The sequence below is a fragment of the Enterocloster citroniae genome (assembly GCF_040545455.1).
In the GTDB taxonomy this organism is placed as follows: domain Bacteria; phylum Bacillota; class Clostridia; order Lachnospirales; family Lachnospiraceae; genus Enterocloster; species Enterocloster citroniae.
Genome location: NZ_JBEPLZ010000001.1, coordinates 104,051 through 129,271 on the forward strand (window position 1 = coordinate 104,051; position 25,221 = coordinate 129,271).

Here is a 25,221-nt window from a genome sequence, read left to right on the forward strand (position 1 = left end):
TCAATTGTACCAATTACTCAGGTGGGTTACTAGACATATTTTATAATCTTGGGGCGTATTTTTAACATATCTTAATCATTTCTCCTAAATATATCAAAATCCTCAGGGGGTCCGGGAAATGAATGGCTCACTTGTGTAAACAGTAAAAAAAATTCGGCTGTCATACTTGGATCAGGCATAGATCCAAGTATAACAGCCGAACTATTTAAGTCCGTTTATTTGTTTTCCCTCATTCGGACTCTCTTACGGAATACGGACGGCGTAATGCCGGTGATGCTTTTAAATACCCGGTTAAAATGAGTCACATTAACAAATCCCACTGATCGGCTTATTTCCGTTATCCGATCCTCTGTCTCCATCACCATTCTCTGGGCGTTCAGTATGCGGGTAGTATTGATATACTGCACCACTGTCTGATTTGCATATTCCTTAAATATCTTACACAAATAGGGCGGTGAGATAAACAACAGGTCAGCCAGCTTCTGAAGCGTAAGATCCTCCTGGTAATGGTAATTAATGTAATCCATGATTTCAGAAACACAATCCGTATTCTTTAACTTTTCAGCACCTGACATAACGGATTTTTCAAGCATGGTAAGCACCATTGTATTTAAAATAGATTTCATATATTCTTCCCGGTATTCTCCCGCCCTGTCCTGCTCCTCCATGAACATCTCCATGAGAAAATGCATCCTCTTGTTGGATTTGGCATCCATGCGATAAATACCGGTGCCTGCGGACAGTTTTTCCCGCAGTTCTTCAGAACTGATTTCATGTTCACGAAAGCAGATCAGGATCCGTTTAAACGCAATGTCCTTCCCGCTATATGCACAATGCATGATATAAGGAGAAAACAGGACAAAATCCCCCTGTCTGGCAAAATACGGCTGGTTGTTAATGACAAAATGGCGTTCCCCTGCTTCCATATAGTAGATTTCATAATAACTGTGGTAATGTGCTTTTTCTATATTGTCATTTACTCCACAGACTCTCTCGCAGGCCATTGATTTTCCCTGCTCCATCAAAATTCCAGCGTGGTCAACCATGTAATCCTCCACCAAACGTAACGTCTTTGCGCCATCTGTAAGGGTCAGCTTTGCAGAACAGTAAAATATTCAGGGTATTGCCGGAACAGGTCCCCTTCCTCATCCATTAATTTACACAAATGATCCTGAAGGATCTGTTTGGCTTCCTCTGCCTTTTTCTTTTCAAGGGCATTCACCAGTTCCACATGCTGGCGGATGGAGTTTTTCACGTTATTGATATCCCAGGTTGTCATTGTCCGCATCCGGTCATAATGACTGTTCCTGGTTTTCAAAATTTCCAGAAAAAGCGGATGGCCTCCGATCAGGAACTGGTCATGGTGAAACTTGTCATCCAGGGCAAAATACTGCAAATTCAAATACTGCTCGATCATCTTTTCCTGCTGTTCGATCAACTCCCGCAGCTGCCTGTAGTCATCTTCTGTGGCCCGTTCCACAACGCTGTTTATGTTCTCCAGTTCCAGCAGATAACGAAGCTGCCGTTCTTCCTTTGCCCTTTCCCGGTCGATCTTTGTCACCACTGTCCCGTATTGGGGCATCATGGAAACAAGGCCTTCCTTTTCCAGTTGTAAAAACGCCTCCCTGACCGGTGTCCTGCTCACTGTTCTCTCCATCAAAATCGTCATAGATGCCGCAATCTCACTGGCGCTCATGATCGACCCTGGAGCCCGCTCCAGCCAGCAGATCTGTCCCCGAAGGGTCGCGTAAATATTCTCCTGCATGGTATGGCGGTCCTTGACAACAGGCGCTCTCTGTCCATTCATCATCACAATATTCCCCCGAATCTTATTTGGCAAAGTGAAACTGCTGTCCAAGCCACTGGCAGCACAGGTAAAACCATGTTCTCGGATGCGGATCCACTTCTGCACCGGGCCTGCATACCTCTTCTGTGCACATGGACAGCCCATGGGCACCTGTGGGATACAAATGACATTCGTAGGATACTCCGGCCTGCTGGAGAGCATTGATCAAAACCAGGGAATTCTGGACCGGAACCACTGCATCATCCACGGTATGCCAGATAAAACAGGGCGGCGTATCTTCGCTCACAAAGTTCTCCAGGCTGAATTCTTTCCAGCTCTCTCCCCGCTTTTCGCCTGTTATATTCTCAAAAGAGCCTTCATGGGCATACTCCCCGGCAGATACCACGGGGTAACACAGGATCAAGGCGTCCGGGCGGTTCCATCCCTTATCTTCCGCAATCGGTGCTCTGTCCCGCAGCGTTCCCATGCTCAAAGCCAGATGCGCGCCTGCGGAGAATCCCAGAACAGCCAGCCGGTTCCGGTCCACTCCCCACACATCCCCGTTCCTGCGGATCGTGGCAACACATTCAGAAAGTTCCTTTAAGGGCTGGTATCCCCGCGCTTTATCCGCCACTGAATACAGAAGCAAAAAGACCTGATATCCCTGGGCAAGCCATTCCTGTGTCACCGGGTCCATCTCGCGGTCAGATAAAAATCCATATCCGCCTCCCGGGCATACCACCACACAGGGCCTCTCGTCAAATTGCGGCCAGCTTTCTGACTTTTCGTGGAGATAGCCCCGCATAAGTGCACCTTCCTTGCCAATTTGCATTTCAAAATATCTCATTGTCTCTCCCCTTACTGGTATGTTATCCTAACATGTCAACTCTTTTGATTGTACCACAAGTATCCCAATTTTGCAAAGAGCTTTGCTTGTCTTATTTCTTTTCCACATCCGTATAATACAGATGCCTGGGAAGTCCGTCTGTCATAATAGGAGTCAGCTCCGCCTGGATCAGGGGGCGTATGTAGTTTACAAATTCTTCGGTCACGTAATCTCCATCCCTGTTGATCCACTCCCGCGGAACCTTCTTTTCCACATTGGCTACCTTGTGGACATCATAGATATCCGTCACGCAGATATAGGGATCATCCGACACCCGCTTCAGTATGATCATCTTGCCGGTCTCCCCCTCAAAGGCTTCCTTTACCGCGGCGCCTCCAACCTGGAACGCCTCCGTGATATCCACCCTGGACACAATATGGGACGCACACCTTTGAAGGGAGTTAAACTCAATGGCCCTTGTCTTGCACCCCACTTCCCGGTTGATCTTTTCCGCCAGATATCTGGCCGTACCTGTAAGCTGCTTGTGGCCAAATGCGTCCACAAACTCAATCCCCTCCGTGAGTTCGCACACATAACGGCCGTCAGCCAGCTTCACGCCCTCGGACACGGCCACCACCACTGACTTTTTGTGCCTGTGAAGCTCCTCCACCTTTTTCATAAAGCTATCCACATCAAAGGTGACTTCGGGAAGGAAGATCATATCCGGGCCTTCACAGTCCTCACACTTTGCCAGGGCCGCCGCCCCTGTCAGCCAGCCGGCATTGCGCCCCATGATCTCCAGGATTGTAACGTTCTGCTGGTCATACACCAGTCCGTCCCGGATCACTTCCTTTGTTATGGCCCCTATATACTTTGCCGCACTTCCGTACCCCGGCGTGTGGTCCGTGGCCGCCAGGTCATTGTCAATGGTTTTGGGCACCCCCATAAAGCGGATCCTGCTGCCGTTTAAGAGGGAGTAATCTGACAGTTTCTTAATGGTATCCATGGAGTCGTTGCCGCCTATGTAAAAGAAAAACTCCACCTCCAGCTTGTCCAGGATAGCAAATATCCTGTCATAGATCTCCCGGTCCTCGCAGATCTCGGGGAGCTTGAAGCGGCATGAGCCAAGGTAAGCAGAGGGCGTCCGCTTTAACAGTTCAATATCCAGGTCCGTCTTAATGTGCTCCGACAGGTCCACATACCGTTCCTGCAAAAGCCCCTGGATACCGTGAAGCATGCCGTACACCTTCTTGGCCCCCCTGTCTTTAGCCGTCTTATAAACCCCTGCCAGGCTTGAGTTGATCACCGCCGTAGGTCCTCCGGACTGCCCTACGATCACATTACCTTTAACCTCTGTCATAAGAATACCTCCCATATTTAATTGTAAGCGCTTACAAAACTACTTATATTTTAATATAAAGAAAAAAGAAACGCAAGGGGGGAATCATATTTATTTGCGGAAATTTTTCCTGCGGTTTTCCCGGAGGGAAATCCGCAGGGCAGCCATCCCACTGCGCTGCCCTGCTCTCCCCACTCACTCGTCCAGATGACGGCAGTCATTTAACTCCACAAGGCGGCAGGTATTTGTGCCGGGATCATAGTCAATGGTGGTGATGCTCACATTGCTGACCACGATCTCCTTGGCCTCGGGCTGTCCTTTTAACAGGTGGACAATAAAGTGGGCCAGAGTACCTCCGTGGGCCACCACCGCAGTATCCCCCTCAATATCCCGGCGGATAATGTTCCAGGCCTCCTGACATCGGCTGTCCACCTGGTTCAGCGTCTCGCCTCCGGGCGGAGCTACGGTGGCAGGGTGCTGCCACCATGATTCATACAGTTCCCGGTCCGTGGTAAGTATGTCCTCCGCCCTGCGCCCCTCCCAGTTCCCATAGCCGATCTCCACCAGCTGAGGCAAGGTGTGGATCGGCACGTTCTGAGCCGCCGCAATGGCCTGGGCCGTCTCCATGGCCCGAAGCTGGGGGCTGGAATAGATGGCGGTTATGGGACGGTTCTCCATGCCTTTGGCCAGGGCCTGGGCCTGCATTTTGCCTGCGGCATTCAGAGGAATGTCCTGCCTTCCCTGGATCTTTCCTTCCACATTCCAGTCTGTCTGTCCGTGACGAATTATATATATCTTCATTTGTATTCTCCCCTTACAGTTCTTCCAGGCTCCATCCATCCCTTACAGGATTGTGTCCCAAAGCTTGATCCCCGCCTCCATCAGCAGGGTCTGCCTGTCCTTCACCATGTACCGTGATGGCATTCAGGGCCAGCTTCATGATGTCCTTGATCTCATCCTCCGTCATCTTCATCTTGGCCGCCAGTTCTTCCACTGAGGCTTCACGGCCCAGTTCAGCGGCCAGCATCTGGGATACGGTCTGGAGGACATTCACCCTGGCAGCCATATTTTCTTCAATCTCATGCTCGGCCTTCTGCTCTTTCAGGGCAAGTTCCACCCCTTCCTTTACGCGGCGCTCAAGCAGGCCCTCCCATTCCTCGCTGGCATCATATTCCACGGCCGCCAGCATAAGGGCTGTGTTGGCCTCCTGCACAATGTCTGACATGGGCAGTTCGCTGCCCTGGTATTCTGCCACCAGGTCCAGGACCTTTTTCAGGCTGCCCTCCACCAGGCGGCTCCTGGCATCCCCATCTCCCCGGGCTGTTTTTTCCAGAAGGACAGATTCCTCCTCCAAGGTCATGGGCGCAATATCCCCGATCTCCTCCAGATACATTTCAAAAAAGTTTTCAGCCATATATTTATTCAGTTCCTTTCACTCTGTTCCCTTTATTGTATTTAATAGGATAATCCATCCCCCTGTATAAGTCAAGAGATCAGGAAGAAACCTCTTTACAAACACTTGTGATACGTGATAAGATAGGCATAGTTTATAAGGAGGACTTAATAATGGATATCAACTATGAACTATATAAAGTATTTTACCATGTCGCCATCACACTGAGTTTTTCCGAGGCTTCCAAGCAGTTGTTCATCTCGCAGTCAGCGGTCAGCCAGTCCATTAAGGTCCTGGAGAAAAAGCTGAACCAGCCCCTGTTTATCAGAAGCACTAAGAAAGTACAGCTGACCCCGGAAGGTGAGATCCTTTTAAAACATATTGAGCCTGCCATGAACTTGATCAAGCGGGGGGAAAACCAGCTGCTGGAAGCCCATACCCTAAACGGCGGCCAGCTTCGCATCGGCGCCAGCGATACCATCTGCCGCTACTATCTGGTCCCCTACCTGAACCGGTTCCACAAGGAGTTTCCCAATATCCATATTAAGGTTACCAACCAGACCTCCATTGAGTGCGCCCGTTTTCTGGAAAATGGTCAGGCTGATTTTATTGTGACCAACTATCCCAACTCCGCCCTGGCCGGAAACATGCACACCCGGGTCATCAACGAATTCCATGATGTGTTTGTGGCCAGCAGGTCCGCCTTTCCTCTGGAAGGCAGGAAGCTCACCCTGGAGGAGTTGCTGGACTATCCCATTATGATGCTGGACCGGAAAAGCACCACCAGTGAATTCCTTCACCAGATTTTCCAAAAAAGCCAGCTGGACCTGGTTCCCGAGATCGAGCTCTCCAGCAACGACCTGTTGATTGATCTGGCCCGCATCGGCCTTGGGATCGCATTTGTGCCTGATTTCTGCATCCCTGCCCAGGATGAGAATCTGTTTATCCTGAACCTGAAGGAGCAGCTTCCCTCCCGCCAGATGATGGTGGCCTACAATGAAAGCCTGCCCGTATCCCAGGCTGCCAGACAGTTTATGGATATCCTGCAGTAGAGCACGCCTGGTCCGTCCGGTCCCAGAATGCGTTTACCGCCTGCCCCACATTATAGCGGTTGACCACCGTATAGGTCCCCCACTCCCTTGGAAACAGGGATACACACTGGGGATTCAGGAAGCGGTCGTCCAACAGGGCGATTACCCCCTTGTCCCTGATGGTACGAATCACGCGGCCTGCGGCCTGCATCACCTTATTCATGCCCGGATACTGATAGGCATAATCAAAGCCGCAGCCGCCCTGCTCATCAAAATAATCCCTCAGTATCTCCTGCTCCGTGTTCACCTGGGGCAGGCCGGTCCCAATGATAATGGCCCCAATAAGGCGGTCCTCCTTTAGATCGATCCCTTCTGAAAAGATCCCGCCCATAACGCATAGCGCTGCCAAAGACCGGTCCCTTTCCTCCTCGAAATGCTTCAGGAAATCTTCCCTCTCCTCCTCGGTCATACGATTCTTCTGGGCGATCCAGGTAAAATCCAAAACATGTTCTTCCTGCCGCCGGCCAAGGATCTCTCCTATCTCATTCAGATATTGGTAGGATGGGCAGAACACCATATAATTCCCCTGTCTTCCTTCCACGATCCGGCATATATAATCCGCTATTTTCTCATACTCCCGCCTGCTGCGCCTGCTGTACCGGCTGCTCACATCACTGGCTGCCAGTACCAGGCGGTTTTCCTGGGGAAAGGGGGACTTTGCATATACGGCATACTCTTCCTGGCTGCCGCTGAGCAGTTCCTTATAGTATTGGATGGGCAGCAGGGTCGCGGAAAAGAATACGGTGCTCTCCCCCCTATCCAGACATTCCTTCAGGTTCAGGGACGGATTGATGCACAGGAGCTTTACCATAAACTGTCCGTCAGGAAGAAGCCTGGCATAGATCCGATAATTGTCATCCAGCCTGTCATAGACATATAGAAAATCCCTTGCAGCAAAATAAAATTCCAATACAAGATCTCTGTCCGGAAACTCCACGTTCTCGTTCATAAAGGTTTCCAGTTCCCCGAACAAAGACATGAGCTGCAGCGCCAGAAGATTCACATCAGGGAGAAGTTCATAGTCACTTCCCAGGACCTGCCTGTGAACGATCCCCTCCTCGTTCCCTGACCCATATGCCCGCTTCAGCTCCAGAAACTTCTGGTTGCACTTGTCCAGCTGTGGCAGGACACGGCCTGCTCCTGGCTGGGATTTTAAAATCCGTTTTACTAAAAGCACGTCCTCCTTTACAAGGCTGGCGCTGTACATTTCCCTGGCTCTTGGCACCAGGTTGTGGGCCTCGTCCACCAGGAACAGATACCCCTGTCCCGGCTCCCCCTCTGAAAAGTACCGCTTCAGCCTTACATTTGGATCAAACACGTAGTTGTAGTCACAGATGATCCCATCCACCCAGTTGCTGATATCCAGGCAGAACTCAAAGGGGCAGATTTGAAAGCGCTCCGCATATTCCAGCACCTTGTCCCTGGTAATGCCGTCCACTTCCCCAATGATCTCATAGACCGCATCATTAACCCGGTCATAATGGCCCCTGGCACGCGGACAGGACTGGGGATTGCAGTCCGGCTTATCCATGATGCACAGCTTTTCCTTGGCAGTGATGGTAACCGTATTAAAATACAGTCCCCCTCGCCTCAATATGGCAAAAGCCTCCTCAGCCACACTTCTGGTAATGGTCTTGGCGGTGAGATAGAACAGCTTTTCCCCGTGCCCCTCACCCATGGCCTTCAGACTGGGATAGATGGTGGAAAGGGTCTTGCCAACTCCTGTGGGTGCCTGGATGAACAGGTTGCGCTTTCTGGCAATGGAGCGGTACACATCCACAGCCAGTTCCTTTTGTCCTTCCCTGTAGGGATAGGGAAAAGGCAGCTCCTTAAGGCACTCCTGCCTGCGCAGGCCATGGTGGTAAAGGTATCTCGCCCACTTTACATACTCGTGGATCAGTCCCTGAAACCACTGGGTCAGGTTCTCAAAGTCCCTCTCCTCCCTGAACCGCCTGATCTCCTCCGTCTCTATGTTGCAGTAGGTGATCTGGATCCCAATGGTATCCAGATCATGGTCATGGCTGTAAAAATAGCCGTAACACAATGCCTGGGCCAAATGGACCGGGTCCGGCTCCTCCAGCCGGTCTACATCCATATAAATACATTTGATTTCATCGATCACAGTGCCGGCCGGTTCCGTAATGATCCCATCCGCCCTTCCCTCCACCAGGATCTCGAACATATCCTCCCGGACCCTGTGCTTTAACATCACCTCAGAGCGGTAATCGCTTCCCATACGCCTCTGTATCTTGCGGTGAAGCCTGCTTCCGGCCTGCATGGCCTCTTTCTTTGCCCCTGCTGTCCTGCGGTTATCCAGATCACCGTTTCGCATCACAAATTCCACCAGATTGCGTACCGATATCCTGATTGGCGGCTGCGCCTGGGTCTGTTCCTCCAATTCCCGCTCCTTCCTTGCTCCCCGGATGCCCAAAATTCAATGAAACATCCATACCTGTCATCTGTCCGTCCTTATATCCCACATATCATACCATAAAAAAGGAGGGATTGCAAACAGACGTTCGCAATCCCTCCCGGCCGCTGCCATCAGGCAGCCGTCTATCAGGCAGCCGTCTATCAGGCAGCCGTCACAGCTGCATGGGGTAAAATGGTGTCCAGGTATTCCTCAAACCGTTCATCGGCTCCGTTAAACTGGACTGTCAGTACCCTGGTGAGATCCAGGCTCAGTACTCCCAGAATGGACTTTGCGTCAATGGTTACCCTGTTGTAAAATACGTCAATATCAAAGTCACACCTGGTAGCTTCCTCTACAAACCGCTTTGCTTCAGCTATTGTTGGTAACATAATCTTCTTTTCTTTCATAGTTCAGTCTCCTTTTAGGGGCACCCCCTGATCCCTGTTGCACGGATCCGGGTGTCCATCAATGACAATTGGAAAGGTTGAAATATATATATCACTATTATATTCAATTGTCAAATTTCGTTTCACCCCTCGCCCCTGCCGGGGGGAGGAATTTTTATGTCCATTATCACCTAAACAACAAAAAAATCCGTTATTTTTTTGTAAAATAGTTCAGGACAGTTCCCAAATTTCTGGGGAACCATCCTGATTCTTATCCGCTGCAGCCTGATTTTGTTCATTGAATTTTAGCTTTTCATAGAAAATTCCGGCCCGAAGCCGTCATTTACCGCTTTAAAACAAGGTGCTGCGGCAGTCCGTTGACCATAAACGGCTGATAATCTCCCTGGATCAGCGGCTCCACATAGTTGACAAATTCCTGGGTCACATAACTGCCGTCTTTGTTCACCCAGTTCCTGGGCACCACCTTTTCATTGTTTGCGATCTTGTGCACATCATAGATACCTGCCGCGCTCATATACGGATCATCTGAAACACGGTCGATCACCACCATCTTACCGGTATCTCCCTCATCCGCTGCCTTCACAGCAGCGCCGCCCACCATGAAGGCCTCATTGATATCCACTCTGGACGCCATATGGGAGGCACTTCTCTGCAGGGTTGAAAGTTCTACGGACCTGGCCTTGCAGCCCAGTTCAGCAGCCAGGAAACCTGCCAGATAATCTGCCGTACCTGCCAGCTGCTTGTGTCCGAATGCATCCACATAATCGCTTCCGCCTGCCAGCTGGCACACGTACCGTCCATCCAAAACCTTGATTCCCTCAGAAACGGCGATCACACTGGATGGTTTTTTCTCAATAAGATCCTTGCATTTTTTAAGGAATTTATCAATGTCAAAGGGAATTTCCGGCAGGTAAATAAGATCCGGTCCGCAGCAGTCCTCAGTCCTTGCAAGAGCCGTGGAACCGGTCAGCCATCCCGCATTCCTTCCCATACATTCCATGATCGTGATGGTCTTGCGCTTAAAGGAAAGGCCCATGGCATCCCGTATCACTTCCTTGGTGGATGTGGCTATGTACTTGGCAGCGCTTCCAAAGCCAGGGGTATGGTCCGTCAGCGCCAGATCATTGTCAATGGTTTTTGGAACCCCCAGGAACTTCTGGTCATGGCCCTTCACAATGGCATAGTCTGACAGCTTCTTTATGGTATCCATGGAGTCGTTGCCGCCAATATAGATAAAGACTTCGATCTGCAGCTTATCCAGGATCCCGAAAATCTTTTCATAAAATCCTGGATTCTCATGGATGTCCGGCAGCTTATAGCGGCAGGAACCCAAAAATGCAGAGGGCGTCCGCTTTAACAGCTCAATATCCATGTCCGAGTGGATCTGAGTGGACAAGTCCACATACATTTCCTCCAACAGGCCTTCAATCCCATGGAGCATTCCATACACCTTGTGGAATCCCCTCTCCTTTGCCGTCTTGTATACCCCTGCCAGACTGGAATTGATAACTGCCGTGGGTCCTCCTGACTGCCCAACTATGATATTACGTCTTTTCCCCATACAATATCCCCTTTCTTAGTAGTATTAATAATGGCCGTCCGGCTCATCAAACTCACTCTCATCGTTCCCATCGCCCTCATATCCACCCATAAACTCCCTGGAGGATACCCGCTTATTGTCACGCTCCTGCTCTACCAGCTGGGATAACTGTTCCTTCACCGCCTCGCAATTCCTGATATTATGTATATCAAAGGCCTTCATGGTCTTGTCGCTGCTGTCCACATGGATCGTGCCCAGCCCAACGATCCTCTGCCAAAAGGACCTGCGCAGGGATAGGTCCAGAATGCGGTACAGACGCACCTCATCCTCATGTATATTCAACATACCCGACTTGATAAAAAGACGGTCTTCCGTCAGTCCATATACAGTAAAGGTCCAGGGCAGACCCAGCCAGTTTCGTTTTCTGTCTCTCCATACCAAATCATCACGTTTCATTTCCAGTTCCTCCTCTGAGCGATCCTGCCAATGTCTCTTTTCCTATTGTACTATAAATTCTCGCAAATTTCCATAAAAATCTCGCAAATGCATTCATAATTCTGCGTTTTTTCTCTTTTGTTTCCAATGTTTTCTTATAACTCATAAAAACGCTCCTATCTTCTGAACACATGAAAACAGCTGCCCAAAGGACAGCTGTTGATGATCTCTTGATGATCTCTGTTTTTCTATATCTCTGTTTCTTCTATACCCTCAGTGGACAAGGGGACACACGGTTTTGCACCACAGCTTTGCGATTCTGCGGCGTTACTGTCGCTCGGCGTATGTCCCCCTTGTCCACTGAGGGTAATTATAGTGTATGTATATCTCAATCCTTAAGGTTCTCCTGTTCAGCGTCTTCCTCCTGCTCCTCAGGCAATTCCACTTCTTCCCAGATAAAACCGCCGGCTGTTTTCTGGGCCCCGCTGAGGGCACATGACAGGCTTCTTCTGCTGATCTTCAGGCTTCTGCTGGCATGGGCAATGGAAAGGAACTCCCCAACCACCTCTCCGTCCGGGGTTTTTTGAAGCAATGGCCGCTTATCGTGGTTTCCTATTTTACTTGTAAGATCGATCTCTATGTTCTCCTTGGGAGAATCCACCAAAACCTTCCTCCACACAAATCCGCCTCCGGTTCTGCGCTCGCCGTGAGCCGCCCTGGCTATGGAGCCAATGGAAACTCCTGTGGCCTCATGGGCCGCCCTGGAGCTTTTGTAGTCTGCCAGATACACACCTTCTGTAGAATATTGACGATATACATAACCTGCACTAATTGTCCGACTCATCTGTAGTATTATCCTCCCGTTATTGTAAGATTGCCAAATGCACATAGTCATTATATCAACTATTGACTTCTTTGTCCAGACAACTCCTTACACGTATACCTCCCCCTATTTATAGTGTATTCGTTTTTGCGAAGATGTTTTTTTCAAAACACTACCGCCCGCTGTCTGCCTTTTCTCAAAAAGGCTTGTACTTGTTGCAAAAGTCATAGTAATTTTCCATTGTTTGTGATAAATTATATATATCAAACATTCAGCACGGAGGTAATGGAATATGTATGCAGAATTTACAGATGACCTGATTACAGGTAATGAGATGATTGATTCCCAGCACAAGGAGCTGATCAGCAAGATCAACGACCTATTAAAGAGCTGCGAGGAACGGTCCAACCAGAGCGGGGCGGCCAGGATGTTAAACTTCCTGGCAGACTATACAGACTATCACTTCAGGGAAGAGGAGGAACTCCAGGCTTCCATCAATTATCCTGGCATCAATGAGCACAAGGAGAAACACAAAGAGCTGAGGAACACCGTACAGGAACTCCACGAGATGCTTATGGAGGAGGAAGGTCCCACTGATGCATTTGTGGAAAAGGTCAGTGAAAAAGTCAGGGACTGGCTCTACTACCACATCCAGACCTTTGACCGCTCTGTGGCGGAATTCAAATTCATGAGGGACAACGCGGAGCGTATCTGATGTCCCCACATTCAAAACAGCCGATTCCAGGCACCGGACCAGGTGCTGGAATCGGCTGTTCTTGATTAAAAATCTACTCTTCCTCCGGCCTCTTAATTCCCACCGGTCTCACTGAGATTCCATTTATTTCCACATGTTCATTGATGGCAATGACAATACAGGGCCGCCCCTCTATCATCCTGTTTTCCACCAGATAGGTTTTATCCGGCGCAACCTTGATGCTCACATCCGGGGTCTTGATCTCAAAACTCTTTGTGTTCACCACGTTTGCCGCCACAAAGCTGGTTCCCGGGCCATCCTCCACTTGCGCGTACCGCTGTTCAAATTCTTCCAGCTTTTCCGGCGTTGCCCCATTGGTCTCCAGAAGCTTTTTCACCTGATACTTATCCAGGGTCAGGGGAACGGGCTCATCCTTTGTCTCCTCCACCAGCTCGGCCAGGTTCTCGTGAATGGTCTTCACCGTCTCAAAATCGCAGTTTTCTCCCAATGTCTCCTCCACAATGGCCTGGAAGGTTTCCTTCTGGCTCTTGGCCGACATGGGAACCACGCACCCCAGAAGCTCATCGATCAGGATCTCCGGCATCTGTTCCGGGTTCTTTGAATAATATAAAAGACTGTGGATATCCGTATTCCTGTCATTAAAGGCCGGGAACAGGAATCCCTGGTCCGGCGCCTCCACCAGCCAGTCCCTGCTGCGGTTCTCAATGGCATTGGTCAGGGGATTGTAGCTCAGCCCGGCCTTGGCCAGTTTTACCGGACAGATGGTGCACTGAATAAACTCATACACGTATTCGGAGGCGTCAAACATCTCCATTCCGTCCGTGGCCTTGGCCGGAATATCATACGCACAGTGGATCAGTATGATATAATAATTTTCACCATAGTCATAGTTTGCGATCACCTTATCATAAAACTCCTCCAAAACCCCATCATCCTTAAGCTGGCTGTCCCGCAGCTTCATAAGGAAATGATGTGTGCCTCCCTCGGCCTCGGTATGTAAGGGAAATTCCATATTGATCAGGTTCTTCCCCACCGTACCGGACAGGGCATTCCTGAAAATGGTAAAATACTTAAAGGCTTCCTCCTCGGGCAGGGAAAGGAACGCCTCCTTAAGTTCCGTCTTCTTATTCTTCTCAGCATCTACGTAACAGCCGCAGATACGTGTGATGGCACAGTTTGCCGGAGTAAAAAGCTTTTTTATTTCATTTGCTTCCTTTTTATTCATCCTGTCTCTCTCCTGTCCTTACCGCCTTGTCCCACACCAAAATGGACCGGACGGTTCATATTGACAGCTTTTATACTAGAACAGAATCTCCCATAAGTCAAGTAGCCAGTTTCCCGAACTTACCGGTCTGCTGAGAGTAAGGAAAGATTTTAACAGTCCAGGGTCACCAGTGTCCATCTCTCATTCTGCATCATGACAAAGCATGGCCGTTTGATTCTGAACCGGTAATATTTCTCAACAATATTCTGGACAACTCCGTATTTCATCAGGCTTTCACAGGGCGGATAGATGGGCATATGTAATAACTCCTTTCAATGGTTCGGTCTGCCTTGGCGTGCTGGCGCCAACGCCGGTTTTGCTCCGGGCATAATCAGGCGGGCGCTTTGCACATTTGCCAAAGGGATTCTCATGTCAGACACAGATATTACATTTTATGCAGCCTGTCCTCTAAATATGCTCAAACCACAGCTTCTCAAACTCCCGGGCCGGAAGAGGCTTGGAAAATACATACCCCTGTACCATGTCGCAGCCGATAGAGCGCAGGTACTCCACCTGCTCCGTTGTCTCAATACCTTCAGCCACCACCTGCACATGCAGCCGTTTTGACAGGTCCACCAGGCATGTGATCACATCCCTGGCCTTTGACCCCGTCATGTTGAGGAAAAAGGACCGGTCCAGCTTGATCGTGTCCACGTCAAACTCCTTTAAAAGTCCCAGTGAGGAATACCCAGAGCCAAAATCATCCAGGGAACAGTCAAATCCCAGCATATGCATCTGGCGGATAATGTCCCTCACCCGGTCAATCTGCTGGTTGTCAAAGAAAATGGATTCGGTCAGTTCAAACTCAATGGCTCCCCGCGGAATCCCGTACTCCTGCGCAATGCGGTAAAACTCATCCAAACAATCTTCCTTTGTAAAATGCTGCCTGGACAGATTCACAGAAACAGGGATTAATTCCCTGCCCTGCCGGATCCAGCCGCGGATCAAAGCGCATACCTCTGTAAACACATAGAGGTCCAGCCTGCATATTTTTCCGTTGCGCTCAAACAGCGGGATAAAATCCGATGGATAGATCACGCCTCTCTCCGGGTGGATCCACCGCACCAATGCCTCGGCTCCCTTGATCTTTTCATCGCCAAGCCTTACCTTGGGCTGCAGATACACATGGAAATCATGATTCTCAAGGGAATCCTCAAACAGGTCATTAAGCTCCTGTTCCTTTTTTAATTGTTCCGTCAGGCTCTCATCATAGAACACACATCCCTGCCAGAAATCCAGATCCCGGCCCCGGCAGGCAAGCCTCGTCCTGTCCTGTATGATCGTAATCTCCTGGGAGGGATCCTCCACCCGGCAGGCTCCCTGCCTGAAAGCCATATGGCAGCCGGGCAGGTCTGTGTTGCGGAAGGAATTGATGTCCTGGATCATGTTGTCCAGCCTGCCCTGGACCTCCTGAGGTGTGTTGGCCCTGATACAAAGGAAAAAATAGTCGGATTCGCCTCTTCCCACAAACTCATCCTTGTGCGGGCACACGTGCTGTTCCAGCACCTGGTATATGTAGCCCAGTATTCGGTTGCCTGTAAGGCTTCCAAACCGTTCGTTGATGAGTTTAAAATTCTTCACATTCAACAGCACCACCGTATAAGTACCCGGTTCCATCCCCCTGGCCAGTTCCCGGTACTTCAGCTGGAAAGCGGCGTTATTCCTTCCCCCTGTCACCGGGTCCACAAAGGCAAGGCGTTCCAGCTGCAGCCTGTGGATATGATAAAACCGGTATACGGCAAAAAGAAAAATAAAAAAGATAAGCATTGTGACCGCCATGATCACAAAGGACTGGATGATATAGCGATCGGCTCCGCCGGAAATAATATCAGAGGGGATAAGTGTAAAGAGGAACCAGTCATTGATCTCCAGTTCATTGTATGCCAGAAACAGATCCTCCCCGGTAACTGCGGTAAATTCCAGAATGCCGCTGCTGCCCTTGTGCATGTCAGACTGCATCTGGTAAATATCCGACTTCACCTTACTGTCCTTCTCTTTTCTGAATATATCATCCAGCTGGAGGAACGGCTTTAAATCAGTGGGTGAAATAATCACCTGGCCGGTGCTGTCAACAATGCAGCTGATCACCTGCCCGTTAAAACTTTTAGAGGATATCATAGCCTGCATATTTTCCTTGCTTCTTATCCCAACCAGCACATCCTCCACCTGATTATCCCTGTAAACGGGAACGGAATAAAAAATGCTCCGCCCTCCCAGATAATTGGCACTTACCTTTCCCAAAAAAGAGGACTGGATGCCGGGTATCTTTAAATAGTCTTCCGGTGTCAATTCCCAGGAAGAAAGGTTAGAGTCGGAAGAAATAAAATTCCCCTGTCTGTCCATGATGATCAAAGGATCACATTCCAGTATGCGGGCTTTACGGTTCAGAAATTCAGTGATCGACTCCTCTTCCTGATACATTGTCAGGCGGGAAATGGAATCTGACACCATCTCCAGGTCGGTCATCTTATTGATCATTGCATCCCTGATATCCCTTGTAAGCTGTGATGTCACATCATACAGGTATTCCTGGGTGCTTTGGTTTAACACCACACGCAGTCCTGCCGCATTCCAAATGGATACCGCAAAAACAAAAACCAGGGCTACAGATAACAGTATCATCTGCACTCCCCGGAAAAAAGGCTTTTGATCATCAGGAAATCTGTTTTCTATCTGCTTCATTTCCTTTTGTTCTCCATTATCTTAAAGTGTACTCTGTTTTATTTTAAAATACGGCACAGGATAAATCAACATACGATTTGTGTACGTAAGCATATAGTATTCTGGAAAATCTATGATATAATAGAGTGTATTCCCGGAGTCCTGGCCCCCATTCCTGCGGCTGATTTTCCGAGAGTGCATTAGAGACATTTGGAGGATTTGTTAATGGAGAAAAAAAGAACATTATACGAATACCTGTACCAATGCCTGCGCGAACAGATCCTGACCGGTTACCTGGGTTATGGGGATACCCTCCCTTCCCTTAACCAGTTGTGCGATATCTATCACGTGGGGATCAGGACAGCAAAGGATGTATTAAAGGATCTGAAGGATGAGGGCCTGATCCGGACCGAGGAGAGAAGGCCTTCCGTAGTTATATACCGTCCCTGTACCGGTGCGTTAAATGAGGCGGCCATACAAACTGTCATGGAGAAAAAGACCTCGATCCTTCAGGTCTATGAAACCATGACCCTGCTGATGCCCTGCCTTTTTTCCTTTTCCGCCCAAGTGTGCGGCGCAGAGACGCTGGAGCACTGTTTCCAGCAATTAAAGAAAAGCAGCAGAAAATCCCTGCGGATCCGCTGGAAAGCCTCATCCGTTGCCCTCCACAGCCTGCTGGACGCATCTGATAACCTGCTGTTCAGGGATATTTTCACAAGCCTTGAAATCTGTGCTCGGGTACCGTTTTTCCTGGACTGCACCCAGTCTGAGTTCTTTGCGTCCGCTTATAAGGATTACAAAGATCCCATGTGGATGATGGATGCTGTGAACAGAAAACATCCAAGGGAGATCCATCGCTGTTTTACCGGTATGTATCGTTCCATCACAAGCGCGGTCAGACAGTATCTGGATGACCTGTCCTCCCACATGACGGTTCCCATAATGGATGATCCCGATTACTACACCTGGAGCGCGGAACAGGGAAGGGACCATTACTATATGCAGATTACCCGCGATCTGATCGATAAGATCGGGACAGGCTATTACAAGGACCGTTCCTTTCTTCCACCGGAGGCGGCACTGGCTGAGGAATACCAGGTCTCTGTGTCCACCATACGGAAAGCCCTTGCCGTGCTCAACAAGACCGGTTTCTGCCAAACCTACAATGTCAGGGGTACCCAGGTGACCCTTTTTAACGATGACGCCACACTGCAGTGCATGAAGAACAAGGTCTTTAAAAAGGACACACTGCTGTATCTCAGCGGACTTCAGTTCATGGCCATCGCAGTGTACCCTGCCGCCGTTCTGGCATTTGATTTCATTGACAGCGCCAGCATTGAGCGCCTGAAACAGGATATGAAAAAAAACAACGTCATTCCCCTGGACCTGCTGGTGCAGTGTATCATAGACCATCTTCCCCTACAGCCCTACAAGGTAATCCTTACAGAGGTCAAAGAAATGCTCCACTGGGGTTATTACTATTCCTTTTACAGCGAGGGGCTGAACGCAGCAGACGCATTATACCAGAAAAGCATGAAGGCATTCCGCTGTCTGGCTTTTGGTGAAAAGGAACGGTTTGCGGACCAGCTTTCCCAATGCTACTGCCATATGCTGGAATTTGTCCGCAATTTTCTCACAGGCTGCGGCCTTCCGGAGGCTGCCGTCCTGGCAACGCCCCATCCCGGAACTTACTGATCCCGGACATTGATGAGCGGAGACATTACTGGGATATTACTGTAGGCTGACATTGCCGATAGGGCTTGATGAGGATACGGCCGCATGCTATAATGTATCTCTCATTACCATCATATAAAAACACAGGAGGTTTCATATGGACTTTATTTATGAGAAGAATAGGATCATGCTGCCAGGAGACAATGGCGCCATTCTTGCCGAGGTATCATTCCCGGACGTGGATACGGATACGGTCAATATCGACCACACCTTTGTGGATGACTCTCTGAGAGGACAGGGGGTTGCCGGCAAACTGATGGAAGCAGCTGCAAAACAGCTTCGGGAAACCGATAAAAAAGCGGTTCTGACTTGCTCCTATGCCGTGAAGTGGTTTGAAAAGCATCCTGAATACAGCTCAGTGGTGAAGGGCTGATCACCTGACATCAACCTGATGTCACTTTCCAAAAACAGATTCTTCCTTGATATCCAGACGGCTGCACCATTCCCTCATCTTTGACTCATCATAATATGAAACAGAGAAGTCGTCCAGGGAGAGGCCGATCTGGATATCAGTCTTAATCGTGGCCAGCTGTTTGGAGAGCATGGCAGCCGCTTCCCCGCACACCTCGCCCTCTTCGGTCTTTGTCAGGGCCTTGTACGGGGAACGGCTGATCCCAAGACCATTTTTCCAGAAGTCCTGCAGTTCTTTTAAAGCTGTCTTATCCTCCTTTACATCATGAATGGCCTCATAGAGATCCTCCACACTTTTGTATTCGTTCAAAAGGATCGGCGCAGCGCTTGCCACCCCCTTGACTCCCGGGATATTATCTGAGGTGTCCCCCTGGATCCCCTTTAAGTCGGTTATCTGGCAGGGCCATACCCCTTCCTCCGCAAATACGTGCTCTGCTGTGAACTCAAAGGTTTTTTCCGGCAGGTTGACGCTCCTTTTATCCAGGCCGTAGGGAGCATAATATTTATTGTACAATTCATCTGCTTTTTCCTGTTTGGACTGGACCATCCAGGCTCTTACATTGTGCTCGTCACTGACAAGCTGAAGGTAATCGTGGTCTTTTGTCATCACCACCATGGGGATCTGATCCCTGAATTTCATCACCAGACTGCCTGCATAATCATCCGCCTCAAACTGACTGTCATATAAGACCCGAAACCCTGCATCCTCCAGGATTTGTTCAAGGAGTACAAACTGCTGTTTCAGCGGTTCCGGCGTAGCGGACCTGGTCCCCTTATAGTCCGGGTACAGCTTCCTGCGAAATGTATCCCTTGTTTTATCAAACACAAAGGCAATGTGGTCCGGCGCCTGTTTTTTTAGCAGGGAGGCTGTGGCCTTCAGCACGCCGAAAATCCCATTGGTATACGTACCGTTCTCTGAATGGAGTATTTTATCGTAGTGTTTCTGCCTCTCCTCCTCGGTCTTTGCAAACATGATTTCCCTTGGCAAAACAGCATAATAACAGGTTGACAACAGGGAGGAGCCGTCAACGATCACAAATTTTCTCTCTGACATATTCATTCCATCGCTTTCATTTTAGTCACAGTCCAGTATATCTTTTGCCCGCCCCACCGTCAATGCAAAAAATTCCGGGCCGGATCCCCGGCCTGAATCCCCGGCCTGAGTCCCCGGCCTGGATTCAACAATGCCAGGTCAGTTCACCTGCGGGCACCACAACATACTCATCCGCCCGGGCTCCCATCCTCATGATCACATTGCGGATCCCCGCCTGAATGATCATCCTTGCACATAAAGGACATGGTTTGGCCCTGTGCACGGAATTGTCCATGGGATTGACCCCTGCCAGATAAAGGTCAGCACCCATGGTCTGTTCCCTTGAGCAGTTTAACAGCGCATTCTGCTCCGCATGGACCGCACGGCAGATCCCATATCCCTCTCCCTGGTGCATTCCCAGTTCGATCCTGGGACATTTCCCTGTGTCACAGCAGTTGTCATACCCTCGGGGCGAACCGTTGTAGCCCGTGGAGACTACCACATCATCCTTAACAATCACGGCTCCGTATTTTCGTTTAATACAGGTGCTCCTGTAGGCAAATGTCTCAGCCACATTCAGATATGTGTCTGTCTTTGAAATTCTCTGTATTCCATTGGGCTGTACCATGGTATCTGTTCCCTCCCCATAAGTTCAATGTACTCTCGGAGTCTCCGAGAGTACACATCATTTAACTAATATCTTATATCAAAAATACGGAACTATCAACTAATTATAACCCAGGAATCTGTAAGAAAGTCTTAATTGTTTTTATGTATCTTTTATTCCACGGACAAACTTTTGTCATACTTTTCCAGTAATATAGAACATGTACAAGGCACAAACCTTTTTATATATACCTTTCATACTCATGCCGCCGGGATCATTACTGGCGGCTCCCCTCTTTTTTAGGGTTTCTCGTCTATCTGTTCTCTGGCTTCCTTCAGCTTATCCCCCTGGCTTTCCTGAAGATCCATGGCACTGTCCCACAGACGGCCGGCCCGTTTCCGCTTTGCCTCCAGTGAACGGTTCTCATTTTCAATCATATCGCCAACATTTGCACCGGTTCCCATTCCCTTGCTTTCCAGCTTGTCAATGTGTATCCCGCCCATGTGTATCTCAGCTTCCTGCACCCGTGCATCCCCTTCCTTGTCCTGTGCCGCTGCGATCTTTTCAGCATGTTTTAAGTCCGCCGATGCCCCCGCAAGCCTGCTCATATGCTCCGCGTCCCGCTGCTGCCGGGTTTTGTGTCCATCATCTCTCCCCGGCTTCTTTTGATCGTCCTGTTCCACGGCCTGCTTTGCCTGGCTTGCATATGCATCGGAAATCTGATGGTCGATCTGCTCCAGCTGCTTTCCATAATATTTCAGCTGCTCTTTAATGTCCTCCACCTTTCCTCCGTTTTTAAGCGTGGATTCCACAAGGTCATTCCTGTTCTTTATGACCGCCTCCTTTTGCTTCCTCAGATTCTCGATCATACTCATCAGCTTGCCCTGGGGCGAAAGGTTCACCCGGTCCTTTTTCATATGCCCCGCCTTAGCTCTACCGCCATCCGGATGATTCCTGGCAACAGAGGCATTGATCCGGGCGGTATTGATAACAGAATGTCCAGGCTGCTGCATCGTAAGGTTAACTCTCATCTTAATCCTCCTGTTCTTTATGAGTACTCTTATTCATTATCGTACCATAGCCTGAAAAGTTTACTGTTTTTAATCCAAGAGAAGCTTTTTTACAGTTCATTGATGGTTTCGGTTACGGACAGATCTCCTATTCTTTTCGCCGGAGCATAAGCTGCTATGGCCGCTGCCAAGAGTACAAACACAAGTATGACCGCCAAATTGACAACGGGGAACCGCCAAACAGCATAGCTGAAATGGCTGGCAATAAGTTGATCGAACAGCAGCTTACTGCAGGGCACTCCCACCGCACAGCCGGCGGCGCAGCCCCAGAAAGCATAGGTAAAAGCTTCAGCAGCGATCATCCGGGTGATCTGGCGCCGGTCCATCCCCACTGCCCGCATGGCGCCGTATTGCTTGATCCTTGCGGATACGCTCATGGAAATGCTGTTTACAATATTCAACAGGGTAACCAGGGTGATGATTCCCAAAAATCCATATACGCAGGATACAAAAGCAAAATATGTGCCGGTGGTGCGTTCATCGCGCTTATCGTTAAATACATACCCACCGCCTGCCGCCCGCCCCAGCGCCTTGATGTCCTCATCGGTCGCATCACCTGTTGTCTGGATCATAATCAGGGAGTAATCCTCCACATCCGTCAGGCGGGTAAACGTATCCCTGGAGGTGATCAGTGTAATCTTGCCGTTAGTAAGGCCGTCACTGCTAAAGGGGTCATATTTCAGCAGACCGGCGATTTCCAGTTCACTGCCAGCCACCAGAATCCTGTCGCCAATCCTCAAGGGACTGTTCTGATCCCAGGCTGCCAGGACATGACCGCTGTTTCCATAAACCTTTGAAAGGCTGCTGCCCCGTGTTAACGCACGGTCCTTTTTAAGGCAGTCTAAATCGAAATCATCAAAGGAAATGATATCAACCGCACCGTAAACCGTGGTATCGCCCATTACTTCTGCAGGGACCCCAAGGCAGCTTTGACGGCCATAGACATATTTTACCCCCTTCATACCGCTGATGGTGCGGACCAGTCCGCCTGGGATTGAGTTGGAACCGTCACTGCTTGAAATATCCACGTCAGAGGTGCTGGCCGATTGCGGCATCACGTAGTTTACAAAGTTGATCAATACGGAAAAACTGAGAAAAAGGATAATGGTAAGGGCAAAGGACCCCGTCATCAGAAACAGGTTTTTCTTTGCCGATACCCCATGATGAATGCCCAGGGCTGTTTCGATTTTAAGAAAACGGAAATCAACCGCACAGCGTACCGCCTGCGCTCCTGTCCGCGCATTTTCCCAATGACCGGAAGCTGCCGTCACAGGCGATACGTTTGCCGCTCTTTTTGCCGGTGATCCTGCAGCAAGCAATACAGTGACAACGCCCACCACAATACCGCTGATCAAACCAACAATGCTGAACCGAAACAAGGGTATATGAGAAAATTCCTCACCCACAATAAAACGCAGGACGGCACACAGGACCCATGAGGCAAACGTTCCAAGTAAAAGACCAATGGGGACCGCGGTTTTACACCAATTGAGAGCCTCCAGCCTGATAAAACGATAAATCTGCTGTTTACTCATTCCGATGCAGCGCATCATACCAAAAAACTGTGTTCTTTGGGCCACGCTGCTGTTCATACTGCTGGAGATCATTAAAGCTCCGGCGATCAATACCAGCAGAAATAAAACCGCGGCAATCAACAAAAGGGATTGTCCCATTGCGCTGTTAAACAAATTTTGAACCGGCAGACTACCATGTTTTTCCAGCAGTCTTTCCTGCTCCATCCTGGCCCCCATCTCGGCCATACTGAACACAGCCGTTACCATAAACACGGAAAAAATAATACACAGCAGGGTCATACGGTTCTGCCGCCTGTGTACTTTGGCTGATATCGGGATCAGGCTAAGGTAACTTTTCATTCGCGGCACCTCCCCAAGTCGGACACCACCCCATCGGACACCTGCAGGATCCGGTCCGCTGTCTGTGCAATGCTCCTGCTGTGAGTGATCATAACTATGGTCTGCTCATATTTTCTTGAGGCTTCCTTGAGCAGAGTGATCACCTCGCTGGTGTTTTGGGAGTCAAGATTGCCGGTAGGCTCATCAGCGAGGATGAGCGCCGGCCGTGTGATCAAAGCCCGCCCGATCGCAACGCGCTGCTGCTGGCCGCCGGATAGCTGGCTGGGCAAATGATGGCGGCGCTCTTTTAAATTCAATACAGCAAGCAGTTCTTCCAAATACTTCTTGTTAGGTTTCTCATAATCAAGCAGGACAGGAAAGATGATATTCTGCTCCACGGTCAATTCCGGGATCAGATTAAAGTTTTGAAAGATGAAGCCTATATTCCTGCGGCGGAAAACAGTCAAGCTGCTGTCTTTCATGGAGAAAATGTCCCTGCCATCAATCAACACCTTGCCTGAAGTAGGCGTATCAAGCGCGCCTATCATGTTCAGCAGCGTGCTTTTCCCTGAACCGGACTCTCCGACAATGGCAACGAATTCACCCTTTGGGACAGAGAAAGCCGCTTGCTTCAATGCATGTACAGCAGCTTCCCCCCTTCCATAGGTTTTTGAAACATTCTGTACTTCTAACAGATCCATAAAGTCTAACACCTCTTTCTTCCTTGATCAGGAAAGAGTACCACATCAACATTACTGCCGGATGACACACAGCCTACAATTTTGTAGGAATCAAAAAATTGATGGTAAAAACCGTGCCGGCGCCCAACACACTGTCCACCTCGATGGTTCCCCTGTGCGCTTCCACAATTGCCTTTGCAAGGGGAAGCCCAAGTCCCACCCCCTGCGTATCTTTTGAAAAACGGCTGCGGTAAAACCGTTTGAAGATATAATGTATGTCCTCCGGGTGGATGCCGCTGCCATTGTCTTTCACAACAATCTGGACCATTGACGCAAAGCTTCTCCACTCAACAGAAACAGAATTTCCTGCCTTGGTGTGGTCCAGGGCATTTTTCACAATATTACCGACCGCCTCTGTGAGCCAGTTACGGTCGCACAGCAGTACAACCATATCATCTCCAAAAAAAGACAGTGTTTTTCCTTCCTGTCCGGCCTGAAAAGCAAAATGCCGTTCAATACTTGCCATCATGTCGGACACATTTTCAACTGTCTTTTCCAAAGTGATCGTCCCCGCGTCCAGCTTTGTGATCTTCAAAAGATTCTGCACAAGTGTCTCTATCCGGTCAAGCTCCTGTTCCGAAAGGGCGGCAAACTCCCTGATGGCCGGCGCATCCTCTGCATCTTCCCGCATGATCCCGTTATAGATATTCAGGGCGGTCAGAGGTGTCTTGAGTTGGTGGGATATGTCGGATATGGTATCTTTCATAAACCTTTTCCCTCGTTCCTCATTCTCGGCATGGGCGTTCAGGATGGACACCAGAGAATTGACTTCATGAAACAATCGGTACAGCTCGCCCTCGTCATCACAGTGGATCCGGGCATCCTCATCTCCCCCAATATATTCTTTGATCTGCGCGATCGCTTTTTCCATGATCTTATGCCGGTTCCTAAAATACAGGTACATGGCGGCAAGAACAAAGCTTTCCATGCAGACAGACAATCCCAGTACATACAGCTCCGCATATTCCACCTTCAGACCGATCAGGACAGCGGAAAGCAGAACGGATCCCGCGGCGGACAGAAACACCATACAAAAAAGATGCTTGATTTTTCGATCTGTGAATATTTTCATGGCTCTCC

General features: G+C 49.5%; 25 protein-coding genes. 4 read left to right on the top strand and 21 right to left on the bottom strand.

Annotated features, from left to right (window positions below):
- Positions 1-215 precede the first annotated feature (215 nt).
- The 6 genes from ABID13_RS00460 to ABID13_RS00485 form a co-directional block, all read right to left on the bottom strand.
- A complete protein-coding gene (locus tag ABID13_RS00460) occupies positions 216-1,046 on the bottom strand; it encodes a helix-turn-helix domain-containing protein (protein WP_048930660.1) in 831 nt (276 codons plus the stop codon).
- A 44-nt stretch (positions 1,047-1,090) separates the two neighbouring features.
- A complete protein-coding gene (locus tag ABID13_RS00465) occupies positions 1,091-1,810 on the bottom strand; it encodes a GntR family transcriptional regulator (RefSeq protein WP_048930659.1) in 720 nt (239 codons plus the stop codon).
- A 19-nt stretch (positions 1,811-1,829) separates the two neighbouring features.
- Entirely contained in the window at positions 1,830-2,633 is an 804-nt protein-coding gene (locus tag ABID13_RS00470) for an alpha/beta hydrolase (RefSeq protein ID WP_053095360.1), read from the bottom strand.
- Positions 2,634-2,724: 91 nt separating this feature from the next.
- Positions 2,725-3,972 carry a 6-phosphofructokinase gene (locus ABID13_RS00475; RefSeq protein ID WP_007863929.1) on the bottom strand — a complete coding sequence of 416 codons (1,248 nt, stop codon included), beginning with the start codon at positions 3,970-3,972 and terminating at the stop codon, positions 2,725-2,727.
- Positions 3,973-4,146: 174 nt separating this feature from the next.
- Positions 4,147-4,752: a histidine phosphatase family protein gene (locus tag ABID13_RS00480; RefSeq protein ID WP_007863927.1), complete on the bottom strand. Its 606-nt coding sequence runs from the start codon at positions 4,750-4,752 to the stop codon at positions 4,147-4,149.
- Between the two features lie 13 nt (positions 4,753-4,765).
- The gene (locus ABID13_RS00485; protein ID WP_048930658.1) at positions 4,766-5,365 is read right to left on the bottom strand and encodes a sigma-70 domain-containing protein; all 600 of its coding nucleotides are present in this window, start codon (positions 5,363-5,365) and stop codon (positions 4,766-4,768) included.
- A gap of 152 nt (positions 5,366-5,517) precedes the next feature.
- Between ABID13_RS00485 and ABID13_RS00490 the strand changes: the two genes are divergently transcribed.
- Entirely contained in the window at positions 5,518-6,396 is an 879-nt protein-coding gene (locus ABID13_RS00490; RefSeq protein WP_007863922.1) for a LysR family transcriptional regulator, read from the top strand.
- Here the strand turns inward: ABID13_RS00490 and ABID13_RS00495 are convergent.
- The 6 genes from ABID13_RS00495 to ABID13_RS00520 all read right to left on the bottom strand — a co-directional run bounded on the left by ABID13_RS00495 (position 6,377) and on the right by ABID13_RS00520 (position 12,074).
- Positions 6,377-8,767, bottom strand: coding sequence for an ATP-dependent DNA helicase (locus ABID13_RS00495; RefSeq protein WP_045093440.1), 2,391 nt, complete (start codon positions 8,765-8,767; stop codon positions 6,377-6,379). The two genes, ABID13_RS00490 and ABID13_RS00495, sit on opposite strands and share 20 nt — an antisense overlap.
- Positions 8,768-9,009: 242 nt before the next feature.
- Positions 9,010-9,255 (bottom strand): HPr family phosphocarrier protein, encoded by a 246-nt coding sequence (locus tag ABID13_RS00500; RefSeq protein WP_007863918.1) that lies wholly within the window; start codon positions 9,253-9,255, stop codon positions 9,010-9,012.
- 322 nt (positions 9,256-9,577) lie between these two features.
- A complete protein-coding gene (locus ABID13_RS00505; protein ID WP_007863915.1) occupies positions 9,578-10,816 on the bottom strand; it encodes a 6-phosphofructokinase in 1,239 nt (412 codons plus the stop codon).
- Between the two features lie 24 nt (positions 10,817-10,840).
- A complete protein-coding gene (locus tag ABID13_RS00510; protein WP_045093301.1) occupies positions 10,841-11,251 on the bottom strand; it encodes a PH domain-containing protein in 411 nt (136 codons plus the stop codon).
- Positions 11,241-11,396 (bottom strand): hypothetical protein, encoded by a 156-nt coding sequence (locus tag ABID13_RS00515; RefSeq protein WP_156200155.1) that lies wholly within the window; start codon positions 11,394-11,396, stop codon positions 11,241-11,243. Before ABID13_RS00515 ends, ABID13_RS00510 begins: the two co-directional genes overlap by 11 nt.
- A 222-nt stretch (positions 11,397-11,618) precedes the next feature.
- Positions 11,619-12,074, bottom strand: a complete 456-nt coding sequence (locus ABID13_RS00520; RefSeq protein ID WP_007863910.1) for an NUMOD1 domain-containing DNA-binding protein — start codon at positions 12,072-12,074, stop codon at positions 11,619-11,621.
- Between the two features lie 271 nt (positions 12,075-12,345).
- Between ABID13_RS00520 and ABID13_RS00525 the strand changes: the two genes are divergently transcribed.
- Entirely contained in the window at positions 12,346-12,768 is a 423-nt protein-coding gene (locus ABID13_RS00525; RefSeq protein ID WP_007863909.1) for a bacteriohemerythrin, read from the top strand.
- Positions 12,769-12,841: 73 nt separating this feature from the next.
- Here the strand turns inward: ABID13_RS00525 and ABID13_RS00530 are convergent, their stop codons facing one another.
- The 3 genes from ABID13_RS00530 to ABID13_RS00540 all read right to left on the bottom strand — a co-directional run bounded on the left by ABID13_RS00530 (position 12,842) and on the right by ABID13_RS00540 (position 16,714).
- Positions 12,842-13,993 (bottom strand): DUF4317 domain-containing protein, encoded by a 1,152-nt coding sequence (locus ABID13_RS00530; protein WP_007863908.1) that lies wholly within the window; start codon positions 13,991-13,993, stop codon positions 12,842-12,844.
- A gap of 149 nt (positions 13,994-14,142) precedes the next feature.
- Positions 14,143-14,289 carry a hypothetical protein gene (locus tag ABID13_RS00535; RefSeq protein ID WP_007863907.1) on the bottom strand — a complete coding sequence of 49 codons (147 nt, stop codon included), beginning with the start codon at positions 14,287-14,289 and terminating at the stop codon, positions 14,143-14,145.
- 151 nt (positions 14,290-14,440) lie between these two features.
- A complete protein-coding gene (locus tag ABID13_RS00540; RefSeq protein WP_048930657.1) occupies positions 14,441-16,714 on the bottom strand; it encodes a bifunctional diguanylate cyclase/phosphodiesterase in 2,274 nt (757 codons plus the stop codon).
- Between the two features lie 204 nt (positions 16,715-16,918).
- On the opposite strand from ABID13_RS00540, the gene ABID13_RS00545 reads away from it, so the two are divergent.
- Positions 16,919-18,388, top strand: a complete 1,470-nt coding sequence (locus ABID13_RS00545) for a GntR family transcriptional regulator (protein ID WP_048930656.1) — start codon at positions 16,919-16,921, stop codon at positions 18,386-18,388.
- Positions 18,389-18,524: 136 nt separating this feature from the next.
- Positions 18,525-18,800, top strand: coding sequence for a GNAT family N-acetyltransferase (locus ABID13_RS00550; RefSeq protein WP_007863903.1), 276 nt, complete (start codon positions 18,525-18,527; stop codon positions 18,798-18,800).
- Between the two features lie 21 nt (positions 18,801-18,821).
- Here ABID13_RS00550 and ABID13_RS00555 read toward each other — a convergent pair whose 3' ends face one another.
- From ABID13_RS00555 to ABID13_RS00580, 6 genes are all read right to left on the bottom strand, one after another.
- Positions 18,822-19,892: a 5'-3' exonuclease gene (locus ABID13_RS00555; protein ID WP_007863902.1), complete on the bottom strand. Its 1,071-nt coding sequence runs from the start codon at positions 19,890-19,892 to the stop codon at positions 18,822-18,824.
- A 124-nt stretch (positions 19,893-20,016) separates the two neighbouring features.
- Positions 20,017-20,499 (bottom strand): deoxycytidylate deaminase, encoded by a 483-nt coding sequence (locus tag ABID13_RS00560; RefSeq protein WP_007863901.1) that lies wholly within the window; start codon positions 20,497-20,499, stop codon positions 20,017-20,019.
- Between the two features lie 278 nt (positions 20,500-20,777).
- Positions 20,778-21,509 (bottom strand): hypothetical protein, encoded by a 732-nt coding sequence (locus ABID13_RS00565; RefSeq protein WP_048930655.1) that lies wholly within the window; start codon positions 21,507-21,509, stop codon positions 20,778-20,780.
- An 89-nt stretch (positions 21,510-21,598) separates the two neighbouring features.
- Entirely contained in the window at positions 21,599-23,422 is a 1,824-nt protein-coding gene (locus tag ABID13_RS00570; RefSeq protein ID WP_048930654.1) for an ABC transporter permease, read from the bottom strand.
- Complete coding sequence (locus ABID13_RS00575) at positions 23,419-24,102, bottom strand: ABC transporter ATP-binding protein (RefSeq protein ID WP_045093307.1); 684 nt, start codon at positions 24,100-24,102, stop codon at positions 23,419-23,421. Before ABID13_RS00575 ends, ABID13_RS00570 begins: the two co-directional genes overlap by 4 nt.
- 73 nt (positions 24,103-24,175) lie before the next feature.
- Positions 24,176-25,213 (bottom strand): sensor histidine kinase, encoded by a 1,038-nt coding sequence (locus ABID13_RS00580; RefSeq protein ID WP_048930653.1) that lies wholly within the window; start codon positions 25,211-25,213, stop codon positions 24,176-24,178.
- Positions 25,214-25,221: the final 8 nt, after the last annotated feature.